The organism is Synechococcus sp. Nb3U1, from assembly GCF_021533835.1.
Lineage (GTDB): Bacteria > Cyanobacteriota > Cyanobacteriia > Thermostichales > Thermostichaceae > Thermostichus.
Genome location: NZ_JAKFYQ010000002.1, coordinates 61,856 through 74,503, shown reverse-complemented (window position 1 = coordinate 74,503; position 12,648 = coordinate 61,856). Strand labels below are relative to the sequence as shown.

Genomic DNA, 12,648 nt, shown 5'->3' with positions numbered 1-12,648 from the left:
GTGGAGACCCTCTTCAACAATCTAAAGTAGTCTCTCGCTCCCAAGGGGTGATCTGGTGGCTAAACTCCTGCCACTGCTGCCGCTTCAGCTTCAAATAGGCATTCACAAACGGATCCCCTAAAGCTGTTCTCAAGACGGAACTTTGAGCCAAGTTATCCAGCGCCTCATGCAGAGAGCCTGGTAGAATCGGGGCATTAGCAGTCGGAGCAGTGTACGTGTTGTTATCAGACCGAGGCCCAGGATCCCGCTGCTGTTGGATCCCGTCCAGGCCCGCTGCAATCAGGCCCGCTGTCAGCAGATAGGGGTTAGCCGAGGCATCCGCTAAACGCAGCTCAAACCGCCCCCCATCCGGAATACGAATCGTATGGGTGCGATTGTTGCCGCTGTAGCTGATGGTACTGGGAGACCAGGTGGCACCCGAGAGGGTAACGGGTGCATTGAGGCGGCGATAGGAATTCACCGTTGGGTTGGTTAGGGCACACAGTGCCGGGGCATGGTGCAGCACCCCCGCTATGAAGTGATAGGCCAGCTTAGACAGGCCCAACTCTCCAGTCGCATCGGTAAACAGATTGGTTGTCCCCGAGGGATCCCAGAGGGAAATGTGGGTATGGCAGCCGTTGCCCGTCAGATGGGGGAAGGGCTTGGGCATAAAGGTGGCGCGGTAGCCCTGCTGCTCGGCAATGCTTTTCACCATGTACTTAAAAAAAGCATGGCGATCGGCGGTAACGAGGGCATCATCAAATAGCCAGTTCATCTCAAACTGACCATTGGCATCTTCGTGGTCGTTTTGATAAGGATTCCAGCCCAGCTTTTGCATGCCATCGCAAATGTCTCGAATCACCGAGAAGCGGCGCATCAGGCTCTGTTGGTCATAACAGGGCTTAGCCTGCTGATCTCGCGGATCGGAAACCGCCCACTCTTCGGGGGAGAAGAGCATGAACTCGCACTCCACCCCCGTCTTCGCCCGCAAGCCCATGGCCTCCGCCTGAGCGAGCACCCTTTTCAAAACCCAGCGGGGCGTTTGCTCGAGGGGATCCCCGTTCGCCTGGATCAGATCAGCAGGCATCCAGCCCAGCTCAGGCTGCCAGGGCAGTTGGTAGAGTCGCTCTCGATCCGGTTGAGCAAACACATCCGGGTCAGCCGGGGTGAGATCCAGCCAGGCAGCAAACCCGGCAAACCCCGCCTGACCATCCGCCATCGCGTCGATCGCTGAGGTAGGCACCAGCTTGGCCCGCTGGATCCCGAATAGATCCGTAAAGGAGAGCAGAAAATAGTCGATGCCCTGGGTGCGGGCGGTCTCAGAAAGTAGCTGTGTCATGGGCTTAGGCTAGGATCTGCCCTGAAGCAAAAATGTGCTTTCTGTTACGAAAGTTGCGAAAGTCAAGCATCCCGGATGGGAGGAGTTTTGCAGTTTGTTATTGTCTCTCCGGTAGCCCTCAAGATCTGTTGACCAGCCCTAAACCCTGATCCATCTCATGGATTCTGTTTGTGAATCAGCTCTCACCCCCTTCATAGTCATAACTGATGGCTAAAAACGCTTCATCACCCGTTGATTCTAGATTTACCCAAAGGGATTCCATCATGTCAAAGGCTTGGCCAGGAGATAACTTGCCCCCGGTTTCTAGAGCCGTGATGATCGAGATTCGATGGGCAAAATACTGTAGCTTCTTTTCAAACTGCTCTAGGGGAGCTTGAGAGGGAAAGCGGTTCATGACACACCTCCTAGATGCGTAGGCAAAGTTTCCAAATTTGATGTTCAATCTTAGGAGTTACCAGGAGAACCCTGAGATATCAGGGTTCTCACCAGATTCTTCCTGTGTGCTTCCTGTTTGCTTAGTTCAATCAGAAGGCTACTCAACCTGAATGCCGAGCAACCACGACACCATGACAAAGTAAAACCACAAGCCGGTGAAATCTTTGATGGTGGTGATGAATGGATCTGCTCCAGGCCCATGATCGAAGCCCATTTTTAACAGAGCCCAAGGTAGGATGGCCCCCAAGACGGCCCCCAAGGTGACCACAAAGAACAAAGCCAGCCCTACTGCCAAGCCCAATTGCGGGACATCATTAGGCAACCCTTGCCAAAAGTAAGCGATCACCCCAGCTGCAACTCCCAAAACAGCCCCCATGGTGGCGCCAATCCGGGCTTCTCGCAGGATGTAGGGGATGATCCGGTTGGTGTTGACGTGTTGCCACGCCAAACCCCGGGCAAAGATGGTGGTGGATTGAGTCCCTGTGTTGCCCCCCATATCCATTACCACTGGGATGAAGACGGCCGCCACCGCCACCGCTTCTAAAACCTCCTCATAGGTGGTGATCACCGTCCCGACGATCATTCCGCCGATGAGGGTGACGATCAAAAACAGAATCCGCAGGCGGACGCTGTACCACATGGATCCTTTGACTAGGTTCTCGCTCCAGACTTTGTCTCGGCTGAGGAGGTTGCCCACCCCGGCTTTGGCAAAGGCAGCATCGGTGGCCTCTTCTTCTACCAGATCGATCACATCGTCGAAGGTGATGTCGCCGATCAGACGGCCTTCTTTGTCCACCACTGCCACCGCTGGTAGATCGTGATCTTTGAGCAGCTTGGCCGCCATCAGATCCCGTTCGGTAGCAGCAATGCTGATGCGCTGCCCCTCGGTTAGAGAGGTAATGGGCAGATCAGGATCCGCTTTGAGTAGGCGAATGGTACGCACAAACCCCCGGTAAAACCGCTGGCTATCGACTACGAAGACAATGGCCAGCTCGTTATCCGAAAGATTTGATTGCCGCACCAGCTCTAGGGCTTCTCGATTGGTAACGGTATCCCGCACCGCTAGGTAGCGGACGTTCATAATGTGCCCGACACTGCGGGGAGGATAGCCTAACAACAGGTTGATGCTCTCCCGCGCCTGGGGGCTAAGGTTGGCCATCAATCGCTTGGTCACCTTGGCGGGTAGCTCGTCGAACAGGCGCACCCGGTCATCTGGCTTAAGGGATTCGATTAATCCCAGGGCCTCTGGGCTTTCCATGGAGCGAATCAGATCCGCTTGCTGCTCCGGTCGCAGGTACTCAAACACCGCTATTGCTTTGTCTTTTTCCAACAACCGAAAGGCCAGGATCCGCTTGTGGTGGGGTAGTTCCAGCAACAGCTGCACCAGCTCCACCGCCGCAATGCGATTGGCCTCTTGCTTGGCGGCTTCTAGAGCAAAGGGTTGCAGGAGATCGTTGAGTACGTTGGCTTTGCTTTGCATAATACACCTCCAGTCGTTTGGATTAACTCAGGATGATGCTCCTTCCGTAAACGCTCAAAACCAATCCCTAAAGATCGCCAGGATCACTAAAATCATTGGCCATCTTCAGCACAGAAATTTGTTGCTCACAGATAGCCTATGAACACCTAAAAAATGTAGCTGTCCTGTTAAGGATGCACATAAGAATGTACAAACCAATATCGGTCATCCCAAGGGATCCCTCTTGGATTGATGACGCAACAAGCAGGGTGCCCGGATAGAGATAACCTCTCCTCCGAAGCACCCAAAGCTGCCCAAATTCTGAACAAGGCAAGCCAAATCGGCTCACACAAACTCTCACAAGGAACACCCTGTCGGAGCTCTGCTCAGTCGCTAGGTTCATCGCCGACCGAGATGAGCTCCCCAAGCCAAAAATTAACTTAGCAAGCTCACTAACCCGATCACCCAATGATCCCAGCCATTTTCAGGGCAGGGTAGGCCACACCTGGGCCCATAAGGGTCTTCATCCGCGAGGACAAATTCCTGCTCGGTAGCACACAAACTACTGCCAGAAGCGTCCATTATTGATCGTTTTCCTCGAAAGAACTTTCGCTAGCACAAAACTAGCAGAGCCAGAAGAGAAACTCTTCAGCCCTACTTAGGTTAGTTCAGGAATAGGATCCCGTCAACCCATTTTTCCGCACTGTTAGAATGCGGACTTTCGTAAGGGATCCCGATGGAAATGCGCTCTTTTGTTCTAGTCCTAATTCAAAGTTCCGATTCTCGTGCCGCCCGTACTAATAATCCTGCTGTGATTAACCCCGCCAAAATAGAGCTGCCCCCATGGCTGAACAGCGGCAAGGGCACCCCTGTTGTGGGCAATGCCCCGGTGACCACGCCAATGTTCAGCAGCGACTGCCCCACCAAAAACACCACACAGCCACAGGCCACTAGGCGGATCGGGAGCTCCCGGCAGCGCATCATCACCCGTAGCCCCACCAAGGCATAGAGCGACAGCAACCCCAAAAACGACAGGGATCCAACCAGGCCAAATTCTTCTGCAAACACTGAGAAGATGAAGTCTGTGTATTGAATGGGCAGATAAAAGAGCTTCTGTTGGGAGAGGCCGTAGCCTTTGCCCCATAACCCCCCGGAGCCAATCGCCAAGAGACTTTGCACCAGTTGATAGCCATCCCCTTGGGCGCTAGCCCAGGGATCCAAAAAGGCCAATATCCGCCGCCGCTGGTACTCTTTGCTGAGGATGCTCAGCACCGCTGCCATTGCCCCCAAGCCGGCTGTGCCAAATAACGTCAGAGCAGGGATCCCTGCTGTCCAGGCCATGATCCAGAGGGTGAGGCCACAAATGGCGGTTGTGCCCAAATTGGGTTGGGTGAGAATGCCCAACAGACTGATACCGAAAATGCCCACCCAAACACAGCGAAACCAGCGGGGATGATGAAACCAACGCCCAAACACCCAGGCTCCTTGCAGTACTAGCAGGGGTTTGAGAAATTCCGAGGGTTGGATGATCGGGATCACTTTCAAATCCAGCCAACGGCTGGCTTCCAACCGGGTCACCCCCAACCCCGGCACTTGGGTGGCCCAGACCAAGCCAATTCCCAGTAGACAGAGGAGTCCGGCCCACGGGAACCAGCGGCGCAACGGGATCTGCACCAAGACCAGAAAACTGAGCGCCCCTAGCCCCACCCAGATCAACTGGCGCTTAAAGAAGTAGAGGCCATCCCCGGTGATTCTTTGGGCCACGGGGTAGGAGGCGGAAAACAGCATCGCCAGCCCCAGCACCACCCAGATTAGGGTTAGCCAGCGCAACAAGCGGGCTTCAGGGTTCCAAGGCAGACTCAGATCCAGAGCAGGCGAGGGATCCCTGGAGGGCTTGGCAGCAGGTGCGGAAATGGTCGCCACGGTGTTCGAAACTGCGGTACTGGTCAAAACTGGCGCAAGCGGGAGAGAACAAGACCGTGATCGGTTGGGTGGGATCCGTCAGGGTTTGGGCTAGGGAGCGAGCCGCCTCAAAGGCTCTCACCACCGCTACATCTAGGGTTTGCACGAGCTCAACGCCAGTATAGTGGATCCTGTCCAGAGCGGCGGCAAAAGCGGGGGCAGCCTCCCCAATCAGCAGCACCCGCGCCACCTTGGTTTGAATTAGATTTAACCAGGCTTGAGCATCTCCCTGTTTGGCCTTTCCTCCCGCAATTAAGAGGATCGGGGGCTCCACTGCATTCAACCCAACCCAGGCGGCATCGTAGTTGGTGGCTTTGCTGTCGTTGACGAAGCGAATGGGGGTGGGGCCGATGTGCAGTTGGGCAACACGCTCCAGGCGGTGGGGCATCCCAGCAAAAGATCGAATCGCCTGTTGAATCGCCGTGTTGGGGATCCCGGCCAGATGGGCTGCTGTTGCTGCCATGAGCAGGTTCTGTAGGTTGTGGTGACCTGGGCACCGTTCACCAAAGGCTTCCAATTCGGCAATGGGTTCTGCTTGAATCCAAAGGCTATTCTTGCGCAGATGCACCGGCGCCGACTGATCCTGAGTGCAGATCCAGTAGGTGTTTGGCCAATCCTGCTTGCGGCCCAAAAGATAGGGATCCTCGCCATTGAGCACCCGCCAGGTGGCCCGATCCACCAGACGGGCTTTGAAGCTGGCATAGCGCTCCAGGGTGCCATGCCGTTCTAGGTGATCCGGGGTAAAGGTTGTCCAAACCCCGATCCGAGCTGGCCCAGATGGGCTGCTGCTCATCAGGCTGGTGCTGGCCTCCAGTTGATAGCTGCTGAGTTCTGCCACGATCCAATCCGGTTGCCGCTCACCCCGTAAGGTGTCCAGAGCTACCTGACAGAGGGGGAGGCCAATGTTGCCACAGGGGATCCCTTTCAAGCCTGCTGCCTGAACCATTTCTGCAATGAGTGCAGTGGTGGTGCTTTTGCCGTTGGTGCCGGTGATCCCCACCCAAGGTAAAAAGTCCAGACTTTGCCAGGCCAATTCCGCCTCCCCCAGAACTGCAATGCCCTTCTGTCGGGCCTGCTCTAACAGAGGATGATCCCAGCGGATGCCAGGACTGACCACCACCTGCTCCACCCCCGCTTGCAGTTGAAACGGTTCCCCCAATCGAACCAGGATCCCTTCTGGTTCCAGTTCTTGCTGAATCTGCTGGAGCCGATCCGAGTTTTTCTCATCCCAGGCCAGTACCTCATGCCCTTGGGCTCGCAAGAGCCTTGCTGCTGCCTGCCCGGCAATGCCCAACCCTAAGACTTGTTGTCGCACGTTTGTTTCTGCTTTTTTGGTTGATTGGGAATACCCGTTCGATCTTACCGAAAGCTCTCTCCCCCACCAGAAAAAGCGTGGGATCCCAGACAGACATCCATTGGGGAGATGTGTCTTAATTAGGAAGTGAATTAAATAATTCCGTACATCTTGCCTATTTGAGAACCTACATGTCACAACCTACCCCGCGCCAAACCCTTACCGAAGGCCCGGTTGGATCCCAGCTGATTCGCCTCACTCTGCCGATGATCTGGGGCATTTTTGCCGTCATGGCGATCGAGCTGGCGGATGCCTATTTCGTCGGGCAACTGGGCACGCTGGAGCTGGCGGCCATGAGCTTCACCTTCCCGGTGACGATGGTGCTCAGTAACTTGGCGATTGGCTTGGGGGTGGGGGCTTCTTCGGTGATCGCGCGGGCGATCGGGGAAGGCAACCCGCAGCGGGTGCAACGCCTGACCACCAATAGCCTGTTCCTGTCCTTGCTGATCGTGGCGGTGTGTGTCCTCTTTGGGTTTTTGACGTTGGATCCCTTGTTCACCGCGCTGGGGGCGGAACCAGACATCCTGCCCCTGATCCGGAAGTACATGCACATTTGGTATCTGGGCATGGTGTTTCTGGTGGTACCGATGGTGGGCAATACGGCAATCCGAGCCGCTGGCAACTCCGAGATCCCCAGCCTGATCATGACCTTGGCGGCCATCACCAATATTGGCCTGAACCCGCTGTTGATCTTTGGCTTGGGCGGGTTCCCCCGACTGGAATTGCAGGGAGCCGCTTTGGCAACGGTGGCAGCACGGGCCTTAAGCTTGGTTTTGGCCTTGCTCTTTTTGCATTTTCGCCAGCACATGCTCAGCTTATTTCTGCCCACTTGGGAGGATGTACGGGGCTGTTGGTCGAGAATTTTGCATGTGGGGTTGCCTGCTGCTGGAACCAATATGGTGATCCCGATCTCAGCGGGGATCATCACCAGCTTGATGGCCGGGTTTGGCCCAGAGGCGGTGGCGGGGTTTGGGGTGGCTTCACGGCTGGAGTTACTCTCCCTGTCTGCTCTAGCAGCTCTTTCCACCAGTGTCGCTCCTTTCATCGGCCAAAATTGGGGAGCCAAACAGTATCAGCGTGTTCAGGAGAGTTTGCGCCTGAGTTTTTTCTTTTGTCTGGGCTGGGGTGTTCTGATGGCCGTGCTGTTGGGGCTGGGATCCACGGCCATTGCCGCCCAGTTTGATAGCAATCCTGCGGTGATTGAGGTCACGGCTTCTTATCTACGCATTGTGCCCCTCAGCTATGCCGGGACTGGGCTGCTCCTGACGGTGAGTGCCGCTTTTAATGCCTTGGGTAAGCCTCTGGCTGCTGTGATCCTATCTCTGACCCGTATGTTTTTGGTTTATGTCCCGCTGGCCTATGTGGGCAGCCAGTTGATCGGCGTGAATGGTGTTTTCTTGGCCTCCTGTATTGCCAACTTGGGGGTCGGCTTGGGGGCTGTCTGGTGGTCTCGGCGCAGTGAGCAGTTGCGACCGCCGATCCTGGTGGAGCAGCCTTTGTCTGGATGAGAGAAGATAGGAAAACTGTTTAGACAGGATCCTGATGCCTGAGCCTTCCCGTTGGCCTGTTTGGGCGAAACTGAACAACTCTCAGTTGTTGCGTATTTTGCTATTCTTGGCCTGCGCGTGGGCTTTGTCTCAGGTGCTTAGCTACTTCGAGCTGGTGATCACCATTTTTGTGATCGCGGCTATTTTGGCTTACTTGCTCAGTTACCCCGTCGGCTGGCTGACACACTTTTTTTCCCATAATTTTTCGGTTTATCTAGTTACCTTTGTTACTGTCATTTCTCTGTCCAGCATGACGGCAGTATTGGGCCTAACGTTGATTTCCCAGTTGCCACAGCTTCAGGAAAGTATTGCCACTTTCTTGAATACCGTTTTTAACGCCATCGACCAACTAGAGCTCCTACTGGGTAACTTCAATATCGAAATCGACATCCAAGAGTTTGAACAACAGATCAAAGATCAAACCCTGAACCTGCTGGGATCTGGGGTATTGACTTTGCGCAGTTTGCTCCTGAGTTTGGTGAATTTATTTTTGATCTTCATCGTTGCCTTTTTTATGCTGTTGGATGGCAAACGATTGTGGAGCTTGTTCCTTAAGCCTTTTTCCGATGAGTGGCAAACCCGCATCACTGAAACGGTGCGGCGAAATTTCTTGGGTTTCTTTTGGGGGAGAGTCGTCCTATCGTTTTTCTTTGCTGTTTCTAGCTTTTTGGTTTTTCTAGTCTTTCGGATTCCCTCCGCTTTGACTTTATCGATGATCGCGGGTTTATTCGACCTAATTCCGGGTATTGGTGCCACGATTGGTATTAGCCTGATCGCGCTCATTTTGTTGCCAAAAAGTGTGTGGCTGTCGATCCAGGTGCTGGTGATTTGTATTTCTTTGCAGCAGGTGGAGGAGAACTTGCTCTTGCCCCGCGTGATGCAGGGATCCCTGAATATCAGCCCGGTGGTAATGTTCTTTTCCCTATTTGTGGGCGGGACTCTGGCAGGGTTACTGGGGGTTTTCCTGGCGATCCCGGTGACGGGGGTCTTGATCAACTTGCTTGAAATTGACGAGATGAAAGGGGATCCCAAACGGTGAGGTAGAGCCATTCCGGGGCTAAACTGAAGCCAGTAGCCGATCCAGAAGGGATCCCTTGCCATGCCTGACCTTCTCACCCCGCAAGTTAGCGACCGCATCTGCAAGCACATGAATGACGACCACGCTGACGCCGTAGTGCTCTATGCCCTGGTGTTTGGGCAGGTCAAGGGGGCTACTCAGGCCCAGATGCAAGCCATTGACTCTGAGGGCATGGATTTGCAGGTGCAGGGGGAAGAGGGAGAGCAGACGGTTCGGATTCGATTCGACCATCCTCTTAAAGATTCAGAGGATGCTCACCACACCCTGATCGAGATGGTGAAACAGGCCCGTGCTCAGGTTCGGAAGTAGCGGGAAAATTTACCTTCAACTGGCTTGTTGCAGGAGGGGATCCAACTGACCTTGGGCCTCAAGATGGTGTAGGTCATCACAACCGCCGATGTGCTGGTTGTTGATGAAAATCTGCGGTAGAGAACGGCGGCCATTGGCTCGCTTAGCCATTTCCGCCCGCGCCACCTCGTCTCCATCGATGGCGTATTCTGTGTATTTCACACCTTTGCGATCCAGAAGTTGCTTGGCTCGAATGCAAAAGGGACAGAAGCGCCAAGTGTAGATTTCAACAGCCATAGCAGAATCAAAGAATGCTTTTATATATCTTAACACTCTTGTTAGAGAAGGATCCCTAGGCTTGTCAACCAGGATTATTTGGCTTCTTTCCAATTCTGGCCGATTTGCAGATCCACGGTTAGCGGCACGGATAGGGGGAGGGCTCCCTCCATTTCCGAACGAATCAAAGGTTGCAACTCCTGCCATTCAGAGGGCTCAACCTCGAAAACCAATTCATCGTGCACTTGCAACAACAATCGTGACTGAAATTGCTGGAGTTTCTTTTGCAGGTGCACCATAGCTACTTTGATAATGTCAGAGGCGGATCCCTGAATTGGGGCATTGATGGCTGCTCGTAATTCTGCTTGTTTGCGATAGCCCGTTAATCGAGACAGGTTGGGAAAGTAGCGGCGGCGGCCCAAAATCGTTTCCACATAGCCATACTCTTCTACAAAGGCTTCCGTGGAGCGCATATAGGTAAAAATCCCAGCATAGCGTTCATTGAATCGTTCCAAAAATTGCTTCGCTTCCGAAAGAGAAACCCCAGCAGTACGGGCAAAGCGTTGTGCTCCCATGCCGTAGATCACCCCATAGTTAATGGTTTTGGCCAATCGCCGTTCTTCACTGGTGACTTCTGATTTATCCAGCAATAAACGAGCTGTGAGGATATGTACATCTTCTCCTGATTGGAAACCTTGTACCAAGGTGGGTTCCTGACTCAGATGGGCCAGGATGCGCAGTTCAATTTGGGAATAGTCGGCAGCAGCCAACAACCACCCTGCTTGGGGAATAAAGGCCTGTCGAATACGGCGGCTAAACTCGGTGCGGATCGGAATGTTTTGCAGGTTAGGGTTTGAGGAACTCAGCCTGCCCGTCGCAGTCACGGTTTGGTTAAAGTCCGTATGCACTCTGCCGGTATCGTTTCTCACTAGGGCTGGCAGGGCATCCACATAGGTAGATTTTAGCTTGGCCAAAGTGCGGTGTTGGAGGATGGTCGCGATTAGGGGATGATCTCCTTCTAGTTTTTCCAAAACAGAGGCATCTGTAGAGTAGCCTGTGGCTGTTTTGCGGGTTTTCCGAATATCCAGTTTTAGTTTTTCAAACAGCAGGGATCCCAGTTGTTTGGGGGAGTTGAGGTTGAAGGTCTCCCCAGCTTGTGTATAGGCGGTGTTTTCGAGGGCTTCTAGTTCTGCTTGTAATTCCTGAGAGAGTTGACGGAGAAACTCTGTGTCAATACGAATGCCCAGCCACTCCATTTCTTCTAGGATCAACGCCAGAGGTAACTCAACTTGGGTGAAGAGATCCCAAAGACGTGGGCCGGTCTGTTGGAGTTTTTCGGTGAGTATGGGCACCAGTTGGTAGGCACAATAGGCATCGGAGCCGCAGTATTCCGCCACTTGGGGAATGCTAATATCGGCGATGGATCCCTTCTTCCCGACTAAGTCTTGATAACGGGTGGTGGGTAAATTCAGATAGGTGGCTGCTAGATCCCCCAAATTGTGACTGGCTTCCGGATCCAAAACGTAGCTGGCCAACATCGGATCGAATTGGATCCCTCGCAGTCGGATCCCTTGGGCACGTAGGACGCTCAGATCATATTTGCAATTTTGTAAGCTCTTGGGCCGTTGGGGATCCTCCCAGATCGGTTGAAGGGCTGATTTGACAAGTTCCCAATTCAGGTTGGTGCCACTGCTGTGAGCGATGGGCAAATAGGCAATATCCTGTTCTGACCAGCAACAGCCAATGCCCACCAACTGGGCATCTCGCGGATCCAAACTGGTGGTTTCTGTGTCCCAGGCCACGATCCCTTCACAGGCCAACAAATCCTGAACCCAAATAGCTAACTTCTCGGGAGTATCCACAATCCACACCGCAGGTAAGGTGCGGGTAGGAGCTAAGGCAAAATCAAACCAAAGAGCTTCGTCATTGTCTACAATTTTTTCCGAATCTGTTGAGCTATTCCCTTCGCTGGGATCCCCTAATTCCGCTTGGATCCCGCCCAAGGAAGCCTGGATTTTACGAACTTGATTGATGAAACTCTGAAATTCCAATTTTTCCAAAAGAGGGATTAACTCCTCCTGATCAAACCCTGTGAGTCTCATGCTCTCCCAGTCTAGGGGCAAAGGTACATCCATCTTGATTTGGGCCATAAACTGGGAATGCTGAGCAGCTTGGATCCCTTCCTGTAGATATTGCTGAACCTTGCCTTTAATTTCAGGAATATGCTTGAAAATCTCCGTCAGGCTACCGTAGCGTTCCAACAGCTCTACGGCTCGTTTGGGGCCGATCCCTTTGACTCCAGGGATATTATCGGAAGAATCTCCACAAAGGGCTTTGTAGTCTACCACCTGCCAGGGCCAGATCCCTAGCTTTTCTTTCACTTGCTCCGGGCCGAACTCGCTAATTCGATCTTTGTTGTTCAAGTGTAAAACCCGAATCTTTCCATCGTTGTCAATGAGCTGAAAGAGATCTTGATCCCCACTTAAAATCTGGACTTTATAGTCTTTGGCAGATGCTGTACTGAGGGTGCCCAATATATCATCTGCCTCAAACCCTGGAGCCATCAAGATGGGGATCCGCAGCGCCGTTAACAACTGCTTGAGGTTTTCCACGTCTTCAATAAATTCCGGTGGAGTTTCTGGGCGACCGGCTTTGTAGGTTTCGTCGGCTTCATGGCGAAAGGTGGGTTGGCGAGTATCAAAAGCAACGGCTACATGGGTCGGTGTATGTTTATCCAGCACCTCCAGTAACGATTTCAAAAAACCAAAGCTGACGCTGGTGGGGATCCCGGTGGATGTGCGCAACCCCCCCTCGCGGCTGTAGGCGAAGGCGTAAAAGGATCGGTAAGCTAGCGAGTGCCCATCGACTAGCAGTAGGGTTGGAGTTTGCAAAGCCATAAGCCGACACCTTAAGGGTGGATCCAGCCTATCG

10 protein-coding genes are annotated in these 12,648 nt (G+C 53.5%); 3 read left to right on the top strand and 7 right to left on the bottom strand.

Features of this window, described 5'->3' with window-relative positions; genetic code table 11:
• Positions 1 to 13: 13 nt before the first annotated feature.
• The 5 genes from glnT to murD all read right to left on the bottom strand — a co-directional run bounded on the left by glnT (position 14) and on the right by murD (position 6,489).
• Entirely contained in the window at positions 14 to 1,318 is a 1,305-nt protein-coding gene (gene glnT, locus L1047_RS10850) for a type III glutamate--ammonia ligase (protein ID WP_235279000.1), read from the bottom strand.
• A 175-nt stretch (positions 1,319 to 1,493) separates the two neighbouring features.
• Positions 1,494 to 1,712, bottom strand: coding sequence for a DUF7219 family protein (locus tag L1047_RS10845; protein ID WP_235278999.1), 219 nt, complete (start codon positions 1,710 to 1,712; stop codon positions 1,494 to 1,496).
• 138 nt (positions 1,713 to 1,850) lie between these two features.
• Positions 1,851 to 3,233, bottom strand: coding sequence for a magnesium transporter (gene mgtE, locus L1047_RS10840; RefSeq protein WP_235278998.1), 1,383 nt, complete (start codon positions 3,231 to 3,233; stop codon positions 1,851 to 1,853).
• Positions 3,234 to 3,980: 747 nt separating this feature from the next.
• On the bottom strand, positions 3,981 to 5,126 hold the full coding sequence (locus L1047_RS10835; protein ID WP_328286078.1) for an FtsW/RodA/SpoVE family cell cycle protein: 1,146 nt from the start codon (positions 5,124 to 5,126) through the stop codon (positions 3,981 to 3,983).
• Positions 5,053 to 6,489, bottom strand: a complete 1,437-nt coding sequence (murD, locus tag L1047_RS10830) for a UDP-N-acetylmuramoyl-L-alanine--D-glutamate ligase (RefSeq protein ID WP_235278996.1) — start codon at positions 6,487 to 6,489, stop codon at positions 5,053 to 5,055. Before murD ends, L1047_RS10835 begins: the two co-directional genes overlap by 74 nt.
• Positions 6,490 to 6,659: 170 nt before the next feature.
• On the opposite strand from murD, the gene L1047_RS10825 reads away from it, so the two are divergent.
• Genes L1047_RS10825 through L1047_RS10815 form a run of 3 tightly spaced genes read left to right on the top strand, consistent with a single transcriptional unit; the run spans position 6,660 to position 9,462 of the window.
• Positions 6,660 to 8,036 (top strand): MATE family efflux transporter, encoded by a 1,377-nt coding sequence (locus tag L1047_RS10825; protein WP_235278995.1) that lies wholly within the window; start codon positions 6,660 to 6,662, stop codon positions 8,034 to 8,036.
• 34 nt (positions 8,037 to 8,070) lie between these two features.
• Positions 8,071 to 9,114, top strand: a complete 1,044-nt coding sequence (locus tag L1047_RS10820) for an AI-2E family transporter (RefSeq protein ID WP_235278994.1) — start codon at positions 8,071 to 8,073, stop codon at positions 9,112 to 9,114.
• 60 nt (positions 9,115 to 9,174) lie between these two features.
• Entirely contained in the window at positions 9,175 to 9,462 is a 288-nt protein-coding gene (locus L1047_RS10815; protein WP_235278993.1) for a DUF2470 domain-containing protein, read from the top strand.
• Positions 9,463 to 9,477: 15 nt separating this feature from the next.
• Here the strand turns inward: L1047_RS10815 and grxC are convergent, their stop codons facing one another.
• Both grxC and polA read right to left on the bottom strand, forming a co-directional pair.
• Positions 9,478 to 9,738: a glutaredoxin 3 gene (gene grxC / locus L1047_RS10810; protein WP_235278992.1), complete on the bottom strand. Its 261-nt coding sequence runs from the start codon at positions 9,736 to 9,738 to the stop codon at positions 9,478 to 9,480.
• Between the two features lie 74 nt (positions 9,739 to 9,812).
• Positions 9,813 to 12,614 carry a DNA polymerase I gene (gene polA, locus L1047_RS10805; protein WP_235278991.1) on the bottom strand — a complete coding sequence of 934 codons (2,802 nt, stop codon included), beginning with the start codon at positions 12,612 to 12,614 and terminating at the stop codon, positions 9,813 to 9,815.
• Positions 12,615 to 12,648: the final 34 nt, after the last annotated feature.